General features: G+C 38.9%; 22 protein-coding genes. 11 read left to right on the top strand and 11 right to left on the bottom strand.

All coding sequences use genetic code 11. The features are described from left to right. Nucleotides 1-2: 2 nt before the first annotated feature. Complete coding sequence (locus tag DSM106972_RS44565; RefSeq protein ID WP_127086726.1) at nt 3-617, bottom strand: calcium-binding protein; 615 nt, start codon at nt 615-617, stop codon at nt 3-5. 1,004 nt (nt 618-1,621) lie between these two features. On the opposite strand from DSM106972_RS44565, the gene DSM106972_RS44555 reads away from it, so the two are divergent. Next, nucleotides 1,622-1,897: a hypothetical protein gene (locus DSM106972_RS44555; RefSeq protein ID WP_127086725.1), complete on the top strand. Its 276-nt coding sequence runs from the start codon at nt 1,622-1,624 to the stop codon at nt 1,895-1,897. A 16-nt stretch (nt 1,898-1,913) separates the two neighbouring features. On the opposite strand, the gene DSM106972_RS44550 is transcribed toward DSM106972_RS44555, so the two are convergent. The 3 genes from DSM106972_RS44550 to DSM106972_RS44540 form a co-directional block, all read right to left on the bottom strand. After that, the gene (locus DSM106972_RS44550) at nt 1,914-4,340 is read right to left on the bottom strand and encodes an ATP-binding protein (protein WP_127086724.1); all 2,427 of its coding nucleotides are present in this window, start codon (nt 4,338-4,340) and stop codon (nt 1,914-1,916) included. Between the two features lie 330 nt (nt 4,341-4,670). After that, nucleotides 4,671-7,094, bottom strand: a complete 2,424-nt coding sequence (locus DSM106972_RS44545; protein WP_127086723.1) for a two-partner secretion domain-containing protein — start codon at nt 7,092-7,094, stop codon at nt 4,671-4,673. Between the two features lie 202 nt (nt 7,095-7,296). Beyond that, on the bottom strand, nt 7,297-8,457 hold the full coding sequence (locus DSM106972_RS44540; protein ID WP_127086722.1) for a hypothetical protein: 1,161 nt from the start codon (nt 8,455-8,457) through the stop codon (nt 7,297-7,299). A 565-nt stretch (nt 8,458-9,022) separates the two neighbouring features. Here DSM106972_RS44540 and DSM106972_RS52915 point away from each other — a divergent pair. Further along, nucleotides 9,023-9,460, top strand: coding sequence for a type I restriction-modification system subunit M N-terminal domain-containing protein (locus DSM106972_RS52915; RefSeq protein WP_325052277.1), 438 nt, complete (start codon nt 9,023-9,025; stop codon nt 9,458-9,460). Further along, on the top strand, nt 9,450-10,667 hold the full coding sequence (locus DSM106972_RS44530; RefSeq protein WP_201800871.1) for an N-6 DNA methylase: 1,218 nt from the start codon (nt 9,450-9,452) through the stop codon (nt 10,665-10,667). Before DSM106972_RS52915 ends, DSM106972_RS44530 begins: the two co-directional genes overlap by 11 nt. Before the next feature lie 260 nt (nt 10,668-10,927). Here DSM106972_RS44530 and DSM106972_RS44525 read toward each other — a convergent pair whose 3' ends face one another. Together DSM106972_RS44525 and DSM106972_RS44520 are read right to left on the bottom strand one after the other, a co-directional pair. Next, nucleotides 10,928-11,164, bottom strand: coding sequence for a hypothetical protein (locus DSM106972_RS44525; protein WP_127086721.1), 237 nt, complete (start codon nt 11,162-11,164; stop codon nt 10,928-10,930). Beyond that, nucleotides 11,154-12,110 carry a hypothetical protein gene (locus tag DSM106972_RS44520; RefSeq protein WP_186538620.1) on the bottom strand — a complete coding sequence of 319 codons (957 nt, stop codon included), beginning with the start codon at nt 12,108-12,110 and terminating at the stop codon, nt 11,154-11,156. The genes DSM106972_RS44525 and DSM106972_RS44520 overlap by 11 nt, the downstream gene beginning before the upstream one ends. A 112-nt stretch (nt 12,111-12,222) precedes the next feature. On the opposite strand from DSM106972_RS44520, the gene DSM106972_RS52910 reads away from it, so the two are divergent. From DSM106972_RS52910 to DSM106972_RS55195, 4 genes are read left to right on the top strand one after another with little or no spacing between them, the layout of a single operon-like run. Next, the gene (locus DSM106972_RS52910; RefSeq protein ID WP_201800870.1) at nt 12,223-12,540 is read left to right on the top strand and encodes a hypothetical protein; all 318 of its coding nucleotides are present in this window, start codon (nt 12,223-12,225) and stop codon (nt 12,538-12,540) included. After that, complete coding sequence (locus DSM106972_RS52905) at nt 12,476-12,736, top strand: hypothetical protein (protein WP_233787968.1); 261 nt, start codon at nt 12,476-12,478, stop codon at nt 12,734-12,736. Before DSM106972_RS52910 ends, DSM106972_RS52905 begins: the two co-directional genes overlap by 65 nt. Beyond that, on the top strand, nt 12,664-12,843 hold the full coding sequence (locus DSM106972_RS52900) for a type I restriction-modification enzyme R subunit C-terminal domain-containing protein (protein ID WP_201800874.1): 180 nt from the start codon (nt 12,664-12,666) through the stop codon (nt 12,841-12,843). Before DSM106972_RS52905 ends, DSM106972_RS52900 begins: the two co-directional genes overlap by 73 nt. After that, complete coding sequence (locus DSM106972_RS55195; RefSeq protein ID WP_267901224.1) at nt 12,791-12,925, top strand: hypothetical protein; 135 nt, start codon at nt 12,791-12,793, stop codon at nt 12,923-12,925. Before DSM106972_RS52900 ends, DSM106972_RS55195 begins: the two co-directional genes overlap by 53 nt. Nucleotides 12,926-12,960: 35 nt before the next feature. Here the strand turns inward: DSM106972_RS55195 and DSM106972_RS55190 are convergent, their stop codons facing one another. After that, nucleotides 12,961-13,095: a TPR end-of-group domain-containing protein gene (locus tag DSM106972_RS55190; protein WP_267901223.1), complete on the bottom strand. Its 135-nt coding sequence runs from the start codon at nt 13,093-13,095 to the stop codon at nt 12,961-12,963. 99 nt (nt 13,096-13,194) lie between these two features. On the opposite strand from DSM106972_RS55190, the gene DSM106972_RS44510 reads away from it, so the two are divergent. The 3 genes from DSM106972_RS44510 (at nt 13,195) to DSM106972_RS44500 (ending at nt 18,320) form a co-directional block, all read left to right on the top strand. Beyond that, on the top strand, nt 13,195-14,058 hold the full coding sequence (locus DSM106972_RS44510; RefSeq protein ID WP_127086720.1) for a Tab2/Atab2 family RNA-binding protein: 864 nt from the start codon (nt 13,195-13,197) through the stop codon (nt 14,056-14,058). 122 nt (nt 14,059-14,180) lie between these two features. Then, entirely contained in the window at nt 14,181-15,503 is a 1,323-nt protein-coding gene (locus tag DSM106972_RS44505) for a TldD/PmbA family protein (protein ID WP_127086719.1), read from the top strand. A 57-nt stretch (nt 15,504-15,560) separates the two neighbouring features. Next, nucleotides 15,561-18,320, top strand: coding sequence for a chloride channel protein (locus DSM106972_RS44500; protein ID WP_127086718.1), 2,760 nt, complete (start codon nt 15,561-15,563; stop codon nt 18,318-18,320). Between the two features lie 309 nt (nt 18,321-18,629). On the opposite strand, the gene DSM106972_RS44495 is transcribed toward DSM106972_RS44500, so the two are convergent. From DSM106972_RS44495 to DSM106972_RS44485, 3 genes are all read right to left on the bottom strand, one after another. Then, nucleotides 18,630-19,619: a glycosyltransferase family 2 protein gene (locus DSM106972_RS44495; protein WP_233787322.1), complete on the bottom strand. Its 990-nt coding sequence runs from the start codon at nt 19,617-19,619 to the stop codon at nt 18,630-18,632. 238 nt (nt 19,620-19,857) lie between these two features. Next, entirely contained in the window at nt 19,858-20,649 is a 792-nt protein-coding gene (locus DSM106972_RS44490; RefSeq protein ID WP_127086716.1) for a DUF4058 family protein, read from the bottom strand. A 246-nt stretch (nt 20,650-20,895) separates the two neighbouring features. Beyond that, nucleotides 20,896-21,204: a WGxxGxxG family protein gene (locus DSM106972_RS44485; RefSeq protein ID WP_127086715.1), complete on the bottom strand. Its 309-nt coding sequence runs from the start codon at nt 21,202-21,204 to the stop codon at nt 20,896-20,898. A gap of 198 nt (nt 21,205-21,402) precedes the next feature. Between DSM106972_RS44485 and DSM106972_RS44480 the strand changes: the two genes are divergently transcribed. Beyond that, entirely contained in the window at nt 21,403-22,776 is a 1,374-nt protein-coding gene (locus tag DSM106972_RS44480) for a glycoside hydrolase family 140 protein (RefSeq protein ID WP_233787321.1), read from the top strand. Between the two features lie 258 nt (nt 22,777-23,034). On the opposite strand, the gene DSM106972_RS44475 is transcribed toward DSM106972_RS44480, so the two are convergent. After that, a complete protein-coding gene (locus DSM106972_RS44475; protein WP_127086714.1) occupies nt 23,035-24,627 on the bottom strand; it encodes an SDR family NAD(P)-dependent oxidoreductase in 1,593 nt (530 codons plus the stop codon). Nucleotides 24,628-24,791: the final 164 nt, after the last annotated feature.

Below are 24,791 nucleotides of genomic sequence, written 5' to 3'. Positions count from 1 at the left end.
GCTTAAACGACGTAAGTTAGAGATGTTGGGTCAGCATTAATTCGCAATACAAGTTCTGCACCACCGACCTCAAAAGTTTTCGCTTCAAAGAAATTTCCTTTATCTTGAATTTCAGCGAAGCCACTAACACTAGTAACTCCAAAGCTTCTCAGGTCAATCAGGTCTATACCAACTTCGTAATCAGCAACAGTCAAGGTGTAGCCAACCCCATCCTTGTTTACAGCAACAAAAGTATCCTTCTGATTGTCAGGTGTAATGGCAGTGGTGAAGGGGTCATTCTGCAAGTTAGTAATTAACTGAGCATTATATTGGTTAGACCCTCCTCCTAAAAGAATGTCGTCTCCCCAAGCATATAAGATATCAGAACCAGAACCACCTACAAGAATGTCATTTCCCTTTTCAAATTGATTAGATGGTGATGTCGTTCTGTCCCCATCACCAGACAATATATCAGCACCCAAACCTCCAAAAAGATAATCATCATCCTTGCCACCTAGAAGGGTGTCAGCACCTCCAAGTCCTTCAAGAATATCATTTCCATTTCTTCCTCGAACTGTATCTGAACGGGATGTTCCTCTTAAACGGTTATCACTATCATTGCCAGTTATGGATGCCATATCTATTCTCCTGGAATTGAATTACATTATTTGAGTATTTCGGTATCATTAGAAACACACAGGTGTTGGCTTTGTCCCAACTTGAGTATTAATATATACGGTCTAATATGAGGTTTATATGAAAATTTAATGAGAAAATTCTTATTTATCGCGAATTCGTTGGCTTTACTACTTTTTCATTAAGCAGGCTTCAATATCCTCTTTTTTTCTGAAATTTGCGGACCAGAGCGTGTGATGGCATTGCATGATGCGCTTGCATATCAAAACTATGGATTGACAAGCATTCGTCAGAAAACCATGTAGTAACGAATATAAGGAATTTATAGTTAGTATTGCTTAGATTTACAACTCAATTTTTTCTTGATGGTTCCAGTGCAAACGGATATCCGAGTTGCGAATTGGAGATGACCTACAGGCGCCTATCATATTGATTAATATCACAGTCTTATGTAGAAAGTGATACCAGAATAAGTATGCTCAAAATATCTGTAATTAATCAGGAAATCAATCTCATTCCCATGCATAAAAATAAAGACTTGAAAGTTGGAACTTTAAAAGCGTTAATTAAAATTGCGGATTTAACCGAAGATGACCTAATGTAAAATAACTTACTCTAGGGCAAAATTTCACCTATCGTATGTTGGGTTCCGTTAATCTCTCGTAGAGAAGCCCGGTTTCTTTGAGCTTGTTGACAATGGTGCATTCCGGTAAGGTTAGGACACCTATGCAGAATAACAAATCGAAACGAAGTGTATTGCTATAGAGAAAGGCGCCTATTTATCCTAGAATTGGCTTTATCTTAAGTTGCACTTAAGTTGTCAAAGTTATGTGGTGCAAGTAGTGCTTCTTGTGTTCTCCTAGTATATAGAAAATCGGCGCCTGGGATATTACAAAAACTTTACCTTTATAGTATTTTGAAAAATAACAAGTATGATGGTTGTTTTCAGGTACCAATTTTAACAAATAAGTTTGTTATATTTATAACAAGTGGCTAAGTTTAACTTATGAAACTAGAATATGCTTGTATTATTAACCAACGTTGTATTTTGATGGTGCGTGCGGAGGCAGAAGCTGTTGCACATGCTCCAGATTTAGGTGAGGAAATATACACTGCTTGGGTAGAAACAATGGATGTTGCAAACCCTAACGATGTTGATTTGCACGATTGGATTGATGTATTAACTGTTAAATATCAAGCAAGTGAAGTTAGTGTGCGTGCGTTGTTTGAGGCAATTAGATTAATTATTATTCGGTACGATGAGCTTATTAATATTAATTAATTAGCTTAACCGTCCCTTAAGCAGTAACCAATCGCATTATAGTACAAATTAACTCATCTGGGTCAACGGGTTTGGCTAAGTGTTTTTGAAATCCAGCCATTATTACTTGCCGCTCGTTGACTTCTCCAGCAAAGGCAGTTAATGCTATCGCTAGAACTTCTCGATGCTGAGGTGGTAATTTAGTTCTGATTTGCTCGATAAACATATAACCATCCATTTCTGGCATTCCGATGTCGCTGATAATTAAATGGGGTTGAATTTGTTGAAGAATTTGCAGTGCTTCAATTGCGCTTGGCATGGCAATTACCTCTGCACCCGCTTGTTCGATAACAAAGGCAATAAAATCGAGCGAATCTGGTTCATCATCAACGACAATAATTCTGAATCCAGCTAATGGTTCGGAGTCGTCAGGGTAGGGTAAAGGGTCATCAGAATTATTTATGGGTTCTGTTACTTGCTTAATTAAGGGCAAGTTAACAGTAAAAGTGGCGCCAAATCCTTCTCCTGCACTTTCTGCTGTCACCATACCACCGTGAAGTTCGACGAGTTGACGCACAATTGCTAATCCTAATCCTAATCCGCCAAATTGGCGTGTTATGGCGCCATCTTCTTGACGGAAATGCTCGAATACATGAGGTAAAAAGTCAGAACTAATACCCTTACCATTATCGATAACTTGAATTTGAGCGCTTGTTTGAATTTGTGTTAATTGAACTTCAACTCGTCCCCCTTCTGGGGTAAATTTAACAGCGTTGGATAGAAGATTCCAGATTATTTGCTGTAAACGACCTGTATCGCCTAATATTTGTCCTACATTTGGTTCAAAAATGGTTTGAATGTAAATACTTTTAGCCTCTGCGGCTAATTGTACTGTTTCAAGGGCAGCATTAATTATTGGCGCCAGGGTAACAGGTGCAACATTCAACGTAAGTTTGCCACGCAGAATTCGAGAAACATCAAGTAAATCTTCGATTAATTGCGATTGTAGTTTGGCGTTACGCTCAATAGCTTTCAATGCATCAGCAGTTTTGGTTGCATTCAACTTACCAGTTTGTAGTAGTTTCGACCAGCCCAATATGGGGTTGAGTGGTGTTCTCAGTTCGTGAGACAACACTGCCAAAAATTCATCTTTAATACGGTTCGCACGCTCAGATTCTTCTCGTGCCGCTTGTTCTTGTTGTAAAATACGTTCACGGTCGCGCTCAAGTTGAACACGTGCGGTAATGTCATTCGATATGCCAATTAACCCTATTACTTCTCCAGCCTCATTACAATAAGGCGCCTTCGTGCCCAAAAATGTACGTATTCCATCTGGAGATTCTTCAACCACTTCGGTTTGCCCAGATTCCATGATGCGTCTATCGTTTTCTGACACCATCTCTCCCAATTCGCGGTCTGAGTACAAATCGCAATCACGTAACCCTATAACCTCTTTCTCAGATTTACCTAACACCTGAAGTGTAGCTGGATTTGCGTAAATAATTCGCCCTTGTCGGTCTTTAACAAAAATTGGTGTAGGCAGCGACTCGTTAATTACACTTAAAATAGCATTTTTTTGTCGTAGTTCTTCTTCGATGCGTTTACGGTCTGTAATATCGATGGAGATACCAACCAATCGCTCAGGTTGTCCATCGGGGTTATAAAATATTTGACTGCGGGAATCAAACCATCTTACACCTTGTACGGGATGGTTAATGCGAAACTCAAAGGTAAGCGAGGTTTGTTGCTGCTCTAATGCTTGACGAATGGTTCGCTCTACGAACTCTCGGTCTTCCTCTACAATACTTGCCAACCAATTTTCATAAGTTGAGGGTGTTGCTGCGTCAAGTCCATACAGCGTGTAATACTCTGGAGACCAATAAACGCTATTAGTTGCCACATCCCAATCCCAGGTTCCAGCGTTGGCAACAAGTTGGGCAATCCGGAATCGTTCTTCATTCTTGCACGAAAATTGAGTCCGTTTATGAGGCGCCTCCAACTCGGCTTTTATTGATTGTATCTCAATAGCAGCAATAAGAGAAAACGTTGTAACTACAGCATAAGGAATCGATGTATTCGGTTGGAATAAAGGGTGTGAATTTATATTCAACCATACTAAGTTCCCACTTGGCTGATAAAGACCCATCACTATATTTAAGCAAGGTTGCCCCGTTTGTAATGACACCATTGCTGGATGCAACTCACCTGGAAAAGGAGAACCATCTTCATGCACAGCTTGCCAAGGACAGTTTACAGAAGTCCACCCATGTATCTGTTCAGCCGTCAACCCTAATATTTCCTCAGCGCGAGTATTACACGCTTTTAACGTGCCATCTGCCAAGTGTAAAACCATTCCAATATCTGTTTCCACCCGAAGCGAACAGCGCGCGGAGCTTAAATCAGAAGCCATTGAAACAGAAGGGTCATCTTTCAAACGGAAATCAGCTTTACCTTGATTGTGCATTAGTTTCTAGCAACAAGACATGTATCGTAACTGAGCGAACACAGTAGCGTGCAAAATCCTCATTCTACCACACTATCGTTCTCCTGTTTACCAATGACTTTAAATGTAAATTTTGATACTAAGAAAGGCGCATTTATATATATTTATATATGTTTATATCCAAGCACCATCAATATTTGTTACTATAAAATCAGAGTCAAACATAATTTTATCGGCTTCAAATAACATAGGACTGACGCACAGAAACCTGGTTTCTACTAAAAATCGTCGTTTTTACGACAAATTATCGACCAAAAAACCAGGTTTCTAGGATTTTTGCGTAAGTCCTGGTCAATTACAAGCAGACCTTGATATAATGACAGGCGCCTCAGCCAACAAATAAATCTCACCCTTATCAATCACGACTGTTTGCGCTTCTGTAACTTCTTGCCTTCGAGTCAAATTAACCGCATTTGATGTTTGAGAAGATAGCAATTCAAAAGGTTCAAGTATCGCAGTTTGCTGCTGTATAAGCAAATCATCAGGACTTGATGGTAAACCACCTCTTCCAATCGTTACAAATTGATTATTATTTGATTTACTACAACTAGCAGAAATTTGTTGAGTTCGATCAACAACAGTTTCTGGTAATTCAATAAGTCCAGAACTAGGGTCTGTATCAATACTATTTATATCAACTATGCCATTAAAAGAGGCGCCGACTTCAGAAGTAGCAGTAATATCGCTTTTCTCAGTTTGTGAAGTGCGAAACTGAGTACCAAATATACCTTGAGCATTAATAGTAACTCTGCCGCCTATACTGTCTTGAGAATTAGCAGTAATATCACTATTTTCAAAAGCAGCCAAAGTATTAGTATCGATATTAATATTACCACCATTACCACTACCACCAGCGCTTGTAGTGATATAACTACCATGTCGCATTTGTAAATCTTTTAGCTGCAAATTAATATTACCACCTTGACCCGATGCTGTATCAGCAATAAAGCTACCAATGCGAGATAATAACACTGAGTCAGCATTTACTTCTATTGTACCACCACCTCCAAAACCTTGGTTTCTAACCACAACATTCCCTGAATTGCTGATTTTTAAAGAACCTGTATTGATGGTAATATCTCCTGAAGTAGCAGTGGGTGTATCAAATAATCCTAGTAACTCCCCAACTAATGCATTTGGTTTCTCAACAGCAGAACTGATACTGCTATTATAATTTGAGACAATACCAGTTATTTCTACAGATTCAGATGCATTAATAATAATATTACCTGCATCCCCTGAGTTAAAGCTGTTTGTAGTTACTTGTCCTCCAGAGCGAATTGATAAAATACGAGAATTTAAAGTTAAATTACCTGCTTTGCCAGTACCAAAATTTGGTGCAGATATAGAAGAAGGTACAGTAATTGAATTAGTATCGCTAATATTTATAACATCAGCATTTACTGTAATATTACCACCCATTCCAGCGTCAAAGTTTGTACTTGATATAGTTCCAGCATTAAATATATATAAATCAGGAGTATAAATATTTACATTTCCAGCCTTTCCAACACTATTTGTAGTAGTACTTATAGTAGTTGTAACACTTGGATTAACAGCGACAAATCCACTCAGTTTAACAAATTCTGTAGCATTGATATTTATATCGCCGCTTTGAACTGGGCTAAAAGTTCGATTAATAATAGAGGCGCCATTATCTAAGATTAACTGTTTGGTAGTAATGTTAATATGTCCACTTTGGCCTAAACCAAAATTCTGATAGTAGATACTACTGCGAGTAAAACCATTCAAACGACTATTTCCATCTAATTTTAAACTATTAGCAGCATTAACATTAATACTACCATTAGGTAAAAATCCTAAGTTTTGGGAAAACAACATCGAACCATCGGTTATATTTATATTACGTGCCTGAACTTGAATAGAACCAGAACTCACACCACTAACATCTGCAAGTCCTTGCTGTTTGATTTCAATATCTTGTAAACTAGATATTCCCGTAGAATCTAACTGTAACTTAGGCGACCAGTTAAGTTTTACCTCTCCACTTTCAACACTAGTTAAATTAATGCTGCCACCAGGAGCAACCAGAACTCCACCATTGAGTACAATATTTCCACCAACTAACGCTAAAGTTTGTTCTGGTTTAACTCTCAACTCCGATATATTAGGATATTGTATAACTGGAGCGAGTGCTGATGTTATAAATAAATTGTGTCCACTACCCTCCACCGTAATGGCGCCAGGGTTTGTTAACTTTAACCCAATGGGTGTGCTAATAGTTAATAATGGTGCATTACTATTTTTAGTACTAAATTCTGTACCATCGGCAAACTTAACGCTATTTGCAGTCGTACCAACAAACGAACCACCAATATTTAACCTAGCATTGGCGCCAAACACAATACCCGAAGGATTAATTATAAATAAATTGGCGCCACCTTGTGTCCCAATAACACCATCAATATTAGAAACATTAGTACCAGTAACGCGAGTGAGAATATTCTGTATATCAACACCATTATTAAACAAAGCGGTGCCGCCAGTAGGCACAGAAAACAGACTAAAACTGTGAAATAAATTATTGCCTCTAACCGTCCCGGACTCAATAGTACAAACACTGCATCCAGGAGTAACAATAGAATTTACAGGTAAAGTACCATCAGGAACAATCTGTGCGCTAGCACTATTTGCAACCAACAACCAAAAAAAACTAACAGCAAATAGCTTAAACTCCCCACGTAAACGTACCATATAAATATAATCTTAATCCTATAACTACACATAGGATGCCCATAAAATCCATAACACTAACAAAAAATCAATCCGTGTAATCCATGCAATCCGTTAAATTTGTGATTTCAAACAATAAAAATGTGCCCTGTTACGGGCACAGTAGTACTAATGTTGCTTACAGTATAGCAGGTTATTTTAACTGCGGGTGATTTTTTTAAAATTAATATCTAACAGGTACACTCAAATTAAGAGATTGACCGGGGACTTGACTGGGAGTAGGTTGTACACTCGGAGTTGTCAAAGTTGCGTTTCCTCTCTCATTAGTAGGAGTTAAAGTACTCGCAGAAGGGTTGGTTACTGTATTAAAAGTACTTGGTGTTACTGCGGATGTTTGGGGTAAAAGAGTGCTGTTAGGCAAAGGTTGGGTATTGAATGTTTGTTGAATGGTGGTACTGGCGCCGTTTACGTTACTGTAAGAAGTGGCTGGTTGAACAGAGTTGATGGTGCTGGGGTTAGTGTAAGTAGGTACTTGAGTTGGATTGGCGCCGTTAAAGTTATTGTTATAAGTAGAAGGTTGAGTAGTGATTGGTTGTACGAACTGTGTTGGTGGAAGAGAATTATTTATAGCTTGAGGTGCAGTATTAAAATTATTATTACTTGGTTGAGTAGTAAGCTGACTACGGCTGATGATTTGATTAAAAGGAGTTTGAGTTGGTAAAGGTGTTAGAGATGATGGATTGAGTGCAGCTTCTAAAGAACCGCTAGCAACTAATCTTTGCGTCGAGTTAGTGGTGTTGAAACCTTGACCCAAATTTGAATCTAGTTGATTTGATTGAGTTTGACTCGAAGAGTTAGCAGTATTTAACCGAGTAGAACGATTATTCCTATCACCTAAAGTATTGCCAAACTGCAATAAATTCTGAGCTTGGGTCAAAAAAGGATTATCGTATTTGAATGAAGGTGCAGGCGCCGTTGAAACTGCTGGATTAGAATTTGACTTAATAGCATTAGAAGCATTTTGATTTTTAAGTGCTTCCTGCAAAGGATTTTGATTACCCTTCTTAGGTTGAGAAATGGGTTCAGCAACATCTAAAGCAGATTCCTCAGTCTGCTCAGAATCATACGCCAAAATAGGTAAATTATCAATATCAGCTGCAATAGCACGGTCTTCAGCCGTAAGCGTCGAATTCGCTTGTGGTTGGGTAGCTACGGGTTTAGACTGTCTACTAGTTAACATATCCGGACGCATCCAGAACTCTCTAATAGTCAACCCAATAACAGATAAAAACAGAGCAGTTCCCCAAAAGCCAGGACGGGCTAAATTCCACAATCTAGCTTTAAGGTAGCGAACATACGGAGAAGAAAGACGGCGATTTGACATGATATAAAAGCAAAAGCTTTCCTTAATTGATATAGAAAACCTAAATTTTATCGTAGCCTCTCCACAGTTATTTAGTCATCTGCCAAAAAGATATATATCCAAAACTTCACGTTCTGCGTAAATATTCGGCGCCTATCCATATTGTTTGCGTTATTACTAAACACCATTATCAAATGTCAATATAGGCAAGCGAATATCACAGATTTTGTTCGTGTTATTACAATTTTCCAAAAAAAGACTCTGGAAAAAGGTACTCCCAGAGTCAAATAGTGGATCATCTACCAAAAAACGTAAGCGAAGGCGCTAATTTTTTGCTATAGTTATTTTACTCTATAAAGTACAAATTTTCTAAATTTCGTTGAAATAAATATTGTTATAGCGTTACGAACCTCACGGACGCTATTAAAAAGCCTCGAAACAATTTTTTTAGAAAGCTAACCAAGAACAATCGCCAAATACTGATACAATCAATTATTTGCACATCGGAAATCGTTATTGGAGTTCTGGTAGATGATTACAGGGGAGCTAAAGTCAAAGGTAGACCGTCTGTGGACAACATGAAGGAATAACGGCATTAGTAACCCGCTGTCGGGAACCCTCGCAAATTTCTTACTTGCTATTTATCAAGCGCTTGGATGATTTGGAACTGGTAAAGGAGAAGAAAGCACAGCGGTTAAGTAGACCCGTGGAAAACCCAATTTTTGGGGACAATAATAAACACGCGCGCTGGTCATACTTTAAAAACATCGCAGATGCAGAGGAAATGATGCGGGTAGTGCGTGATGAGGCATTTCCTTTTATTAAAAACCTAGGGGGAGAAGCAGCAAAGTCAGCATACGCGCGTCACATGAAGGATGCGATGTTTTTAATTGCTAATCCTGGGTTACTTAGTAATGTAGTAAGTCAAATTGACTCTATCCCGATGGAAGATAGGGATACAAAGGGCGATTTGTATGAATATATGTTGTCTAAGTTAACCACCGCAGGAACTAATGGACAATGAGCGAACACCACGCCACATTATAAGGATGATGGTAGAATTAATGGCGCCTAATGCCAGAGAAATTGTGTGCGACCCTGCCTGTGGAACTCCAGGATTCTTAGTATCAGTAGCTGAGTATTTACAGGAACTAAAAGACAGCGATGGTAATTATATTTTAAACGCACCAGGCAACCGCGAACACTTCAATAAAGATATGTTTCACGGGTTTGATTTTGATGCCACAATGCTGCGAATTGGTAGCATGAACTTAATGCTGCACGGTATTGAAGACCCAAAAATAGAAGCGCGCGATTCTCTTTCTCAAGACCACGCGAATATAAAAGAAGCTTTTACATTAATCTTGGCAAACCCACCATTTAAAGGTTCAGTGGAAAAATCCAACATAGCCAAGGATTTAACCAAAGAAGTTAATACAACCAAAACCGAATTACTATTTTTAGCGTTGTTGCTACGATTATTAAAAATAGGTGGACGCGCGGCGGTAATTGTACCTGATGGGGTGCTGTTTGGGTCATCAACAGCACATAAGAAAGTCCGGCAAATGCTTGTAGATAATCACAAGCTCGATGGTGTGATATCAATGCCTTCAGGAGTATTTAAACCTTATGCAGGTGTATCAACAGCAGTATTAATCTTTACAAAAACAGGCGCCGGAGGTACAGATTGGGTTTGGTTCTACGATATGACAGCAGATGGTTTATCTCTTGATGATAAACGTCAACCTGTACAACAGAATGATATACCAGATTTATTACAACGATGGCACTCAAGAGTGGCGCCGGATGTAGCTGTAAAAGATGGCAGCTATAAAGGATTACCATTATTAGATCAAAATGAAGAAACCCCGAAAGTAGAGCGTGGGGGTAAAGCGTTTTTTGTACCCAAGGATGAAATACAAGCAAACGGTTATGATTTATCGATTAATAGATATAAAGAAGTAGAGTATGCAGAAGTTGAATATGAGGCGCCGAAACTTATTTTACAGAAGTTACGCGATTTAGCAGGCCGTACAGCTGTTCAATTTAATGTAAATGCACAGCAAATATCAAGAGTGGAGATTCCTTTGCCTCCTATTGCACTTCAAGAACAGTTTATTAACTTTTATATAAGGACTCTCAAATGTCTTGAGAATTACGATAATGGAGAAAAAGCTACAAATAAACTCTTCAATTCTCTCCTTCATCGCGCGTTTAGGGGAGAACTGTAATCATTCTGCCTATACGAGAAACTACGTGGGGGGTTATCTCTCTTTTAAAAAAGGCGCCATTTGCAAATGTTAGGTCTGACTCATTAATGCCGATATCGCCTACACCATAGAATGGTAGGGCTATTGATGCAAAGCCTACCTGCGTGGGCTGTTGTCTTTAGCCCACGTAGGTGGGCTTCGTTGTATTAGCCACACCATTCTATGGTGCTTAGGGTGACGGCGCCCATTTCCCTTTACTCCTAGAACACGTATCTAAAAGATTAATCAGGTGGGTGTTGATTCATTATGACAAGGACTCGACGCATATTAACCACACCCTCACGGTTGGTTTGGAATAGAGTAACGGTTGCCCGTCCTGTTGGTGTAATACCTAGCATTTGCGTTGTATCTTCGTTCCAAATAAAATACTTTGCTTGACTACGGCAATATTCGCACAAACCACGCGCACGCTCAAACACCAGTTGCTTTAGTGCCACAGGAACATATTCACTCGACATATGTAACAGGTTGAATACCTAATGAAACCATAAGCTCTGATAGAGAACAGGCGCGAAGTTGAGCAAGGTTAGCAAGAGCTTCAAGGCGTTGGGCGCCGAATTGTTCGATAGTATTACTAAGTTGAATTAGAGTGTTATATTCAGCGTCTGTAAGAGTTTCAGCTTCTTTTTTCGCACGAAGTGTTTGGTACTGGGTACGCAGTTCAGGGTTGATACCTTGGTTAATTTTTTGGAGCAGTGCTTCTGCTAAATCTCGTTCATAAATTGGTGATAATTGCATAATTAATCTATCATCCTCCTTATTCTTATCTTGTTTAACTTGGATTATTGCTTTTAAGTTACTTAATAAATGCATTGCAGTATTACGCAAAGGATTATCTTCAGGAAGCGCTTGCAGTTCTGCAATTGCCTGTTGCTGAAATTTACCTCTGCCTAACACCCTTAGCCATAGCGTTTCTTGTGTAGGTGGTAGCTTGTGTATTGCGACAATCACGGTTTTCCAGTGTTCGCCACAAAAATAAACACCTTCCATCCACCCTTCCTTTAGTGTAGCTGAAAACCCTTTGAGTAGAGATGGCGAAGCTGTGGGAGACAAAACCCATAAAAGCGGCAGTTCTGCTTCGATTGCTTTAACAGTTTTGTTTTGCGTTGTTCGCTTGATATCAGCAAAAACATCAAATAACTTGTTGGCACAAACGCGAACTCCATCCGCTGTAACAGCATTGCGGTAAGGTTCAAAAATTGCAGGTGTTGTTGCAAATCTTCCTAACAACCCAAGAGTTTGTTTCTTTTGCTCATCAACAGGCTCTTCTTGGTTAAGAGTATAATAAACATCTATCTCTTTTATTTCAGTAGCAAGTTTGCCGCTTGAGTCAACTTTGCCAATTGATGATAACAATTCTCTCAGGTAATTTTTGGAAAACTCATCGTAGGGGAACTTAGTCATTAATTTGTTACTCCATCAATTGTAAATATTAATACATGAAGAGAGTATTCACGGCGCCTGTACTCAATTTTTCCAAATATGCAACGCTTGGAACTGTCATCGTACTGTTCCAATGGTAAAAGCACAGTTACCGTTAATAGAGGAATTACAAACAGAAACTTGGTGGACTGATGTAACACCAGAAATGTTAGAAAGCATCCGGCGCCAGTTACGTGATTTAATCAACTTTATAGACCGTGAAGAGCAAGCTATTGTATATACTGACTTTATTGATGAACTCGAAGAACTGGAAGAGGTTTCTGTACCAACTCACCAAACTGGTTTTAGTAAGCAACAGTATTGTAAAAAAGTAGAAACATATATTCGTGAGAACCAAAACCACGTTGCTATCGCGCGCACTAAAACGCAACGTACCGTTAACTTACTCTGATGTAACTGCACTTGAAAAAATGGTATACGGTTCTGAGATAATCGAAAGTAGAGAGCAGTTTCAACAAGTATATGGCGCCGTTAATATCAAAAGCTTTATTCGTACACTTGTAGGTTTAGACCTATTGCTGCAAAACAAGCATTTAATAAGTATCTACAAAAACAAAACTTTAACGCTAATCAAATACGCTTTGTAGAAATGATTATTGATTATCTCACACAAAACGGAGTGATGGACCCAGGAATGCTTTATGAGGCGCCGTTTACTAATGAACATCAAGATGGTGCGCGAGGGTGTGTTTAGTAATGATAGTGATATTAATGAAATTATCGCTATTGTAACCGAGTTTAATAAGAATGCTGACGTGAAATTTGGCGCCGCATGAGTTTGAAAACGTTACTTAGCTTAACAAATAAGCTGCTACTGTGATGAAATTAATCTTTGAAAGCGCGTGTCATTACGGATGTTATCAAAGTCCGAGTAAATTGGCGCCATTTCTTGATATTTATAATTAAGATTAATTGCTTGCTGTAAATCTAAAGAAACTAACAACAATAACTTTGTACCATTGCGGCGGATGAAAGCTTCCTTGCGTGTCGTTCGCCTATATCATAAGAGATATAAGAAATGTAGCTTAGGAATGATGGGATTAGCATGGGCAGTATTTGGGAACTAGATTTCTACTCACGGCCAATTTTGGATGAGAATCAAAAAAAAGTATGGGAAGTGTTGATTTGTGAGAGTCCTACGGATGTTAGCGCCAATCCCGAATCTTTGTTTCGTTTCGCGAAATATTGCCCTAGCAGTGAAGTAAACTCAGGGTGGTTACGGGTGGCAATTAATGAAGCGGTCGAAAAAGCACCAAGTCCACCCGTTCGCATTCGCTTCTTCCGGCGCCAAATGAATAATATGATAACCAAAGCCTGTACTGATGCGGGAATTGCCGTGCAACCAAGTCGGCGTATCTTAGTATTATATAAATGGCTCCAACTTAGAATGGAAGAAGTGTATCCAAATGAACCTGGATACCAAGGAGGCACTAATCCATCGGTACGTCTAGATGCTCCTATACCACAGCGTTTACCCGATGCATTAGAAAGTGAAAAATGGGGATTTGTAACATTAAATGCGAGTGATTTTGCGGAAATGTCCGAATGGGATATTGGTTTTGGAGAAGCATTTCCTTTATCTATGATTGGTATTGAAGATTCAACCAAAATTCCAGGTATCTTATTATTTTCAGGACGAGCATTACCATTAGCAGCTTGGATGTCAGGTTTAGAATTAGCTTCTTTAAGATTTGACCCTAGTTTGAACGGAAGATTGGTACTAGAAACAGGCGCCACCGAAAGTTGGGTATTAGCAAGCACTCGTACACCACAAATGCAAAGCGAAGCTTCTTCATTTGAAGCAGCCAAACAAAAAGCTTCGGGAGTGCATTTTATTGGCGTCCAGTCAAGTCCCGAATCAGAATCTTTTGCAGGATTTTGGCTTTTGCAAGATGTCGTTCTACCGTAAAGTGATCTAGGAGTAAAAAGTTAGGAGTTAGAAGTTAGAAGTTAGGAGTTAGAAGTTAGGAGTGCAGAATTTAGACTCTTAATTCCTCACTCCTCATTCCTCACTCCTAACTAATAAAAATCATGGCGCCTTATCAATTTCCACCTTTACCTCTTCCTGAAGAACTTTTAGAACTTGCCATCAAGTCAGGAGCATCGGATGCTGAGGTGTATCAATCACGGTCTTTATCTCAACCAGTATTTTTTGAGGCAAATCGACTCAAACAAATCGAAACAAGTTCTTCAGAAGGCACTGTATTACGGTTGTGGCACAATGGTTGTCCAGGACTAACTGTCGCATACGGTTCGGTTGACCCCAAAGCAATGGTAGAACGCGCGCTTGCTTCATCACTACTTAATTCATCCGAACTTATAGAGTTAGCACAAGTTAACGAACCAGTTTTTGGAGATGTTGGTTCATCTGTACCTTTATCTGTACTAGTTGATTGGGGGAAAGAAGCTATTGCGATTATCCGTGATGCTTATCCAGAGGTTTTGTGTAATGGTGATTGGGAATGCGATTCAGAAACGACACGTATTGTCAACACGGAAGGATTAGATTGTTGCTATACCGACACTACACTCTCTTGTTACTTATCGGGTGAGTGGGTACGAGGCGAAGATTTTTTGAGTGTTTCTGATGGTGAAACAAATCGCGATAGTTTACACCCAGAAAAAATAGCACAGCAAATTATTCAAAGATTAGACTGGGCAAAAGAAAATGTGACGTTACCAAGTGGACGGGTACCAATTTTGTTTACATCTAAAGCAGCGGATATGTTATGGGGTACCGTACAAGCTGCACTCAACGGTAAACGTGTATTAGAAAAAGCTTCACCGTGGGCTTCGCGAATTGGTCAACCTGTAATGGATGCTCAGTTAACTATATATCAAGACCCTATTGCTGGTCCTTATAGTTGTCCATTCGATGATGAGGGTACACCAACACAGAAAAGAGTATTTATTGAAAATGGTGTTTTACAGAATTTTTATAGCGACCGTGCCACTGGACGCAATTTAGGTACAAACAGTACAGGTAATGGCTTTCGTCCAACTTTGAGCAGTTATCCAACTCCTGGTTTATTTAACTTTTTAATTCAGCCAGGAACTGTGCCGTTACAAAAATTGATAACTCAGTTAGACTCTGGCTTAATTGTAGACCAAATGCTCGGAGGCGCCAGTGGAATATCTGGTGATTTTTCTGTCAACGTTGATTTAGGATACTACGTCAAAAATGGTGAAGTTACGGGTCGAATCAAAGATACGATGGTAGCAGGAAACGTTTACACAGCCCTAAAACAACTCGTATCTTTAGGTAATGATGCTGATTGGAATGGTTCATGTTATACCCCCTCTTTGATTGTAGAGGGATTATCAGTTACAACAAAAGTTAACAACGACTCGTAAGCTATCATTTACACATTACTTAATCTCAGGGTTTTCCCCTTTTAACCAACAAACTTTATGGCTTCTCCGGTTCTTCCTCAACGGTTTCGCAATTTATTGCAACCAAGAAGAGGTTTAGCGATAGCCGAAGCTTCGCTGATTGGATTAGTTGCTGCGCTATCTGCGGTACTGTTGAAATTAGGTTCGGGTGCTTTAGGTACATGGCGAGTTCACACATCGCACTTGTTACCACCTTGGATAGCACTTCCAGTAGTCGGCGCCCTTTTTGGATTTATGGCAGGTTTCCTTGTCGAGCGATTGGCGCCAGAAGCATCAGGGAGTGGAATTCCCCAAGTTAAAGCATCACTCGCGAATGTTCCAATTAAACTATCATTACGAGTAGCTTGTGTAAAGTTAGTTAGCGCCCTACTTGCCATTGGTTCTGGCTTAACACTAGGGCGCCAAGGTCCAACAGTACAAGTTGGCGCCGGACTTGCAGCAGCATTAAGTCGCTTAGTTCCAACTTCACCCGACCATCGGCGCCAAATGATAGCAGCAGGTGCAGGTGCAGGACTAGCAGCAGCATTTAACGCCCCAATTGCGGGAGTTTTATTTATAGTAGAAGAACTACTTCAAGATTTATCAGGAATCACACTCGGAACCGCTATCATCGCTTCATTTATTGGCGGAGTTGTTTCAAGGTTATTAGGTGGTGGTACTTTACAACTCGACCTCCAAGCTACTTACAGCACAAATCAAAACTTCAGTACTTTTGCCCTTATAGATATCCCTTTTTACCTACTTCTAGGTATTCTCGCAGGTGTTTTCGCGGCATTTTTTAATCGAGGCTTAGTGTATAGTATTAAACTATACCGTAGATTGCATATTAGTTTACCTTTACGTGTAGCATTAGCAGGATTATTTTCTGGAATAGTCATAGCAATACTGCCAGAGTCATTTCGTGATAACACAGGTTTACGGGAATTTATAATCGGAGCAAATGAACCAAACGAACCAAATATACCCGATGCGCCATTAGCCTTGCTAGTATTTGCAGCGCAGTTTCTTTTAACTTTAGTCGCATTTGGTTCCGGCGCCCCAGGAGGATTATTTGCGCCAAGTTTGATATTAGGTTCATGTTTGGGGCATTTAGTTGGGGCATGTCAATATTATTTACTAGGAGAAAGTTCGATAACCACGTTTGCCCTAGCAGGGATGGGGGCATTTTTTAGCGGTGTCTCCAAAGTTCCCATAACAGCCATCGTCATCGTATTTGAAATGACGACCAATTTTACTTTAGTATTACCCTTAATGATTTGTGCAGTTACATCATATCTTGTTGCCGAGAAATTAGTGCCTGGGTCATTATACGACAAGCTTTTAAAATTAAACGGTATAGATATAGAACAAGCAAAGGCGCCTGAAGGATTATTAACAAGATTAACAGCAAGAGAAGTAATGCAAAGTCGGGTTGAATCGTTAGATGCGGATATAACGATAGAAGAAGCGATTCAAGCTTTTTCCCGGTCACACCATCGAGGATTTCCAGTAGTTGAAGAATCAAAGTTAGTAGGAATTGTAACGCAATCAGATTTATTAAAAGTGCGTGAATTGAGTTTATCGCACGAGCAAGCATTACGAGAAATAATGACACCGCAACCAGTATCGGTAACACCCAAAAATACTTTAAGTAATGTACTATATTTACTCGACCGCTATCAAATTAGTAGATTACCAGTAGTAGAAGGGCGCCGACTAATTGGAATAATCACGCGCGCGGATATAATTCGTGCAGAAGCAGACCATCTCAACTGTAAAAACCCCCAAACAGGCCCAACACCCGAACCATCTTACGTTGTATATCAAACACGTTCCCCAAGTGTAGGAAGAGGAAGATTATTACTTCCAATCGCAAATCCAGAAACAGCCGTAACATTAATTAAAATGGCAATAGCGATTGCACGCGACCGACACTACGAAATAGAATGTGTACAAACCGTAATCGTTCCTCGTTATAGTTCACCATCAGAAAGCGAAGTACGCACAACAAAAAGTAGACGTTTGTTACGTCAAGTCGAAGCACTAGGCAAAAAATCAAAAATTCCCATTCATACGCAAATTCGCGTAGCACACGACATTTCTCAATCTATCTTAGAAACAGTAAACGAACGTCATATAGACATTGTTTTAATGGGATGGAAAGGTAGCACCTCCACACCCGGACGTATATTTGGTAACGTAGTAGACACAGTAATTAGACAAGCGAGTTGTGAAGTAGTGCTTGTCAAACTGGGGGTAAGCAAAGAATATAAACCAAAAAGTTTAAAATCCAAACTTATCTCAGCTTCCATACGAGAATATGTAAAAACAGGTAAACCCCCAGAATTTTCTTCAAATACCGTAATATTACCAACACCTCATACACCCGAACTTAAATTCAACAATTGGTTAGTACCAATGGCAGGAGGGCCAAACGCTTGGCTAGCAATAAAATTATTACCAGCATTAGTCACATTAGGTAAAGACTCAAAAATTCGTTTAACCAGAGTTTTTAATACAAGCGAAGACAAACCAGATATGAAAGTATTAGAAGAAGCAATACGTCAACTTATCCGTAACCGAAAACTTCAGAGTACCGTCATAGCAGAACCTATAAAATCAGACTCAGTTAGTGAAGGAGTAATTAATCTAGCAAACAAAGAACACTACGACGTAGTAATTATTGGCGCCTCACGCGAAGGACTATTACAACAAGCAATAAACGGAAACATACCCGAAGCAATAGCATCCGGTGTTGAAAGCACAGTCATTCTAGTACGAGGCGCCGTAAATAGATAATTAAACCCTATTTTACTTGAAATTCTCTAAAACTTAAACAAAAGTAAAATCATCTCTTGTGGAATGGGCATCCTTGCCCGTTCCATTTAAAAAGGACAATCACAACAGAAGCACATCTACGCTCGTCGCATAAATAAAACCAGCCACTGGTCTTGTGTATCGAGAAATCATCGAAAATGTACCGATGTTTCAAATGGTGATAGTTTGGCGCCAAGATAACCACTCCAAAATCTTACATAATTTCCTCAATATAGTCAGAAAAACATCTGGTCAATAGCCAGCAATTAACAGTGCTTGTAGTGTTTTTTATCATTTGTATTCAATTAAAGTCGCTTGTTGATTGCGCCATTGATTCCAACAGTACTTCAACTGTCCTATCGCTTGGGGAAATTTTGATAAAACACACCAAAATGCATACAATCGCGCATGTTCGTGTATATCACCCTGAGTAATGCGATATTTATATATACGCCAAAATAACAAAAAATAAGCCACCAGCAACAACAAACTTAAACCCGATGTTTCCCATAGCATTAATAATACTCCTGATGGAAGGATAATTCCCCAAAACCAATTACTCATCGCTTGACGAACGCAAAATCTTTCATTATGAGAACCATGCATTACCACACCTTCTTGAAATGCCCATCCTGAACGCATTGAGCGCTTCCACCATTGGCTAAACTTAAACATAGCAGCATCATGTACTGCCATATCAACATCAATACGCCAAATTTTCCACCCTAATTGCCGTAAACGGAAGTACATTTCTGGCTCTTCACCGGCAATCAGCGATTCATTATAACCATTAACCGCATTCAGCGCGCTAACCCGCATCATTGCAATACCAACACAAGCATTAACTTCCCCTAACGGAGTATTCCATTCCATTTGAGCAAGACGATTATATATAGATAACTCAGGTTGCCGTTCTTGCAAATTACCACTAACAATTGCGATTTCAATATTATTGCTCAAGGTCATACACGCTGGCTCTATCCATCCGCAAAGCATTTCGCAATCACCATCAATGAACTGAACGTACTCAACAAATGGAAAATGCTCACATATATAGTTAAACCCAGTGTTATATCCTCGTGCCATCGTAAATGGACGTGACATATCCAATTCTACAACATTCACACCCAAAGATATTGCCATATTCACACTACCATCAGTAGAACCCGAATCAACATAAACTATTGGTGTCCCTGGTGGAAGGTTCTCAATAAGCGATTTCAAACAGCGCACTAGCCGCTGCCCCTCATTTCTTCCAATTGCAACTGCACCTATACCCATGATTATAAAATACGCCTACATAATACTAAGAAAATCTTACATTATTTCGGTAATTACTTAGGCGTTGAACGCTCGTAAGAAGAAAGAAGGAAGAAGTTTTGTTTTGAGATAAAGAGAAGTTGCTTTTAAATACTCCCTACGCTGACTCATTTAACCATCCCCGTGCAATTAATTCCGAAACGGGTAGTATATTGATATAAAAAAAAATACTTGTCAACCACGAGAAAATACCACTGTGCTAACCCAACCTTAATCCTTGCTCCCGCAACACTTTATCAACCCAAGCAGCATTCGTTTCTGATAAGTTGGGCATTGGTTGACGACTATAATCAAGTCTAAGGTCGTATCCTCCTTGGTCATAGATTTCATGCACTAACTTTTGTAAATCAACCACAGGTTCTGTATCTTCTGAGCGTAAGGGTAAAGGAAACTGGGGAATTCTATCTGGAAGATTAAACGCATAAAATTCCGCTTTTGGACGAGTATCACTCCTGCTGACTAAAATGCGATAATTACTCTCAACTTTTGGACTCAAAATTGGCATTGGTTTTCCTTGACGGAGTAGGTCAATTTCTACCAAATGAGTGGAACTACTAAACACACTTTGCCGCTTAGTTTCATATTGTAGGCGACCAACGGCTGATAGCTTATTCTTAGGCGAGAGAATCTCAATGGTTGTAATAACTTCCCCAGTTTCTACTGAGCGAATTTCTAGATAACCTTCGGTTAAAATTTCTGGTATGGGAATTGTTGCTTCTATTGGCTGTGCAGTCGCAGCAGCAACCGCAACACTGGAATCAATACTATTAGTTGCCTTTTGTACACGTTGTACCGAGACATCAGGAACACCAATTAAAAGAGATTCCTCTGGGCTGATTTGATAGACTCGCTCCTCAACAGCAACAATATACTTAGGTCGAATGTGGGGAGCTAAGTCATTGGCAATCGCGGTAATCAATCTATGGTGAATACCCGACCATAAAGATGGATGCTCCAAATAGGGATTCATTCCAAAAAAGGGAGAAGGCATAGTTGATTCCCTTATATATTTATTGCCTATAAGCAGGCTAGCAAACATTATTTTATTCTACAATACATAGAGCCAAATTTAAACGGCGCCAAAAAAGGTAAAGAACTATTTATAACCAACTACGAAATTAAACCCAACTCTAACTCGACCAGGCATTTTAATGCGCGTTCCCATAATAAACGATAGAGAGACCGTACATGTACAGTCTCTCTTATATATTCCCATCTTTATATAACCACGTTCAAATTAACGAACGCGGGTACCAGAAGTACCAACAGTACCCCGGTCATCATAAGCAACAGTTTCAACGTTTTTCTTACTTCTACGACCTAGTAAACCAAATAAACCAAGTAAACCCATTAATCCCCAGTCACCATCAGCAAAATTATTATCAGTTGCGCGGTCAGCATCATTCACAACTATGCGTTCGGTAGTAGTTGTTGTTGTATTGGTATCACCAGTCTGAGCAGAAGCGCGCATAGTAGCAGGTACAGTTACCAAACTAGCTACTAGCAAACTAGTTCCCAAAAATTTAGATACATTAGAGCGTTTCACGTTCAAATTCCTCAAAATTAATATTTATCGCCATCCATACACACAAGAATATTCAATTTTAACTGGCGCCAAATCACCCATCAGTCAGAGATGCTTCTACGCTTGAAGTTACATTTAACTTATTAGCTTCACAAAAAAATCATCATCAATACCTTTACCCTGCGCTTTAATTAATAATGCGACGAATCCTTTAAAAAGATGCACAAACCTTTAACTAGACGTACTTTTCTCAGTCTCTGCTCAGGGATAGCTTTGTCGGTATCTTGTTCACAAAAAACTCAAGCAGGACAAACTCTCAGAGTGCAGCAAAACAAACGTTTTTTAGTTCAAAAAAATGGTAAGCCCTTCTTCTACCTTGGAGATACAGCTTGGGAACTATTCCATCGAGCAAATCGTGAAGAGGCAGTTATATATTTACAAGACCGTGCCCGCAAAGGATTTACCGTCATTCAAGCTGTTGTTTTAGCAGAACTTGATGGACTTAGGCAACCCAACGCTTACGGAAACCTGCCGCTAAAAGATAACGACCCTACCAAACCTAATGAAGCTTACTTTCAGCATGTTGATTACATTGTAAATCAAGCCGAAAAACTAGGGCTTTACATAGGAATGTTACCAACATGGGGAGATAAATGGAAAAAGCTATGGGGTGTTGGTCCAGAAATATTTACACCCACAAATGCTGAAGCTTTCGGCGCCTATCTTGGCAAACGTTATAGAAACAAGCCTATTATATGGATTCTAGGCGGAGACCGTAGCCCTGAGAACGATAATCACTTAGCTATAATTCGGTCTATGGCAAAAGGGTTAAAACAGGGAGATACAGGAAATCATTTAATGACCTACCATCCACAGGGTGGCTCAAATTCAGCAACCTGGTTCCATAATGATGATTGGCTTGACTTTAACATGTTCCAATCGGGTCACATGGCTATTAATATACCCAATTATAAAGTTACATCACAAAACTATCTTTTAAGTCCGTCAAAACCCACACTTGACGGAGAACCATGTTATGAAGACCACCCAATTAATTGGAAACCAGAAAATGGTTGGTTCGATGATTTTGATGTTAGGCAAGCTGCCTATTGGTCAATGCTAGCAGGCGCCTGTGGTCACACTTACGGGAACCATAACATTTGGCAGATGTGGCAACCAACAAGAGACCCGATATCAGCAGCAAGAACACCTTGGAAAAAAGCATTAGCACAACCAGGGGCAACCCAAATGGGTTATTTAAAACGATTATTTGAATCTCGACCTTATACAAAACTCGTACCAGAGCAGTCTATTATTATAAACGGTACAGAAGATATAAGAGCAGCAGGCGCCGATGATGGAAGCTTTGCATTTATTTACACACCAACAGGAAACCCTATTACAGTTAAACTATCAAAAATGAAAGGCAATCGAATCAAAGCTCAGTGGTACAATCCACGTCAAGGAAAAGGAACAAAAGCAGAAGAATTTTCCAAAACAGAAACCAGAAAATTCACACCACCAACCAAAGGACGAGGCAACGATTGGATACTAGTATTAGACAACGCAGCAAGTAAATTTCCAGCGCTATAAAAACATCCGCTAGTAGCATAAGCTGGTTGCCAATACTTAAGTGTCTAATTTTTCTTGGTTAAAGCCTAAGAAACCGGGCTTCTGTACGACAAATTAAAGGTACGCGCGCAAAATTTTTCGCTCTTATGCCCGGTTTCTCGGACTGGTGCATTCCGGTGAGTTAAAGCTCCACATTTGGGTGGCGCCAGCAAAGGTGCGGATATAATAGAAGCTGTGTCAAAAAATTAGAGTCGTTGAGGTTAGTTGAGAAATATAAAGTTAGCTATTTTTTGAGTGCAAAGTTATTGGTTGGTAATAATTAGAAGTATAACCCTGTAAAACTTTTGTACCTGACTGAGTTAATCTTAGAGTTAAAGCGATTCTTACTTTACCGCTATTATTGCGTAAAGAACAATGTATAAGCTCATCAGTAAATAATATAAATTCACCTGGTTGTAACAGTACGGGAATCGCCTTTTTTGTAACTTCTTCAGGAATTTCAAAAAACTTATTACCACTGAAAGGGTCAGTAATTTTTATAGAGCAATTTTGAAGATATTTTTTTGGAATATATTCAAAACCATTATATTCATTAATTTCTGTTAAAGCGATATAAGCATAAATATTTTTAGATTGACTTTTAATCAAGTAAGGGTATGAATCTTGATGCCAATAAGGAATTATTTTCTGAGCAGGATAATTGGCCCAAATTTCAGACCTCCATAGCAAAAAATTTTCTCCTAAATGTGTTGTTAATTCTTCTAGTAATTTTTCATCTTGACATAATTGCATAATTACAGGCGAATCTAAGTGCCTTTCCATACTAAAACTTTTAAAAAAATATTGTGATAACGTCATCATAATTGAGCCAAAATCTTTTTTAATAATCGCTCTAATTAAGTGACTTAACAACAATTTAATAGAGTAATTTGGCAAAAGATTGTAAAGTATTTCGTCTTGAATTACAGCCATCTCTTGTCTAGTTAAACTAAGCTTATACGGTCCCCAAATTCCATCGCTACCATCGTAACTAATTGAGTGTTTATTTATTGGTTCATTACAACCTGTCCACAATAAGCTTCTCTCCCACAATTTTTGCGATAATTCTTTATTCTGCACATTTAAAGGTAAAGTAATTTCTTGAGCATGATTGTCTAAAAATTGCCCAGTGATACTGTAATATTTTGGTGAGGTAGCACAAACAAGAGTACTATATGCACCATTTTCTGGAGAAATACCGATACCTAAATATTTACTTAGTCGATGCCAAATAGTAATATTAGATTGTACAAATCCTGGATGAACTGCATTTACAGTCACTTGAGAGTTAGCTAATTTTTGAGAAAGCTCTTGTGTTAATAGCAATAAACAAAATTTAGAAACAGAATATAATTCTAGAAAATTCAAATGTGTTTTTTTAACTAATAAATCCCAACTAATATCATTTGGTCGTAATCCTAAATCTGAAGCTACAATGACAATGCGACCAGGAGCAGATTTTTGCATAATATCAAATAACAAATGTATAAGCAAAAAATGCCCTAGATAATTAGTTCCCCAAATTAGTTCAAAACCTTCTTTTGTTGTACCTCGGCGATTAAATATACCTGCATTAAGTACTAATATATGTAATGGTAATTTTTTTGCGATAAAAATGTTAACACAATTGCGAACAGAATCTAAAGAAGCCAGGTCAAGCGAAAGAAATTCAACATTTGAATTTCCAGTAGTTTGACGAATATATTCTACAGCTTTAGAGCCTTTACTTGCAGAACGGCCAGCAATAAGTACATGATTATCTAATTTAGCTAAACCAACAGCAGTCATTAGACCAACACCAGAACTACCACCTGTAACTAGACAAACTTGCATAATCTATAATTAATCCTTAAAATTATTAAATTAGATTTTAAATGTTTCAATATTCGAGTACTATTTGATTATTTAATTACTCTCTAAGAGTACCCAAATTATTTCAAAATCTAACAGTACGGTTAAAACTAGTAAAAAATGCTACATTAAAAACTGTGCATTTT

Origin of the sequence: Dulcicalothrix desertica PCC 7102, from assembly GCF_003991905.1 — a bacterium.
GTDB classification, from domain to species: Bacteria; Cyanobacteriota; Cyanobacteriia; order Cyanobacteriales; family Nostocaceae; genus Dulcicalothrix; species Dulcicalothrix desertica.
This window is presented reverse-complemented; position numbering and strand designations above follow the sequence as displayed.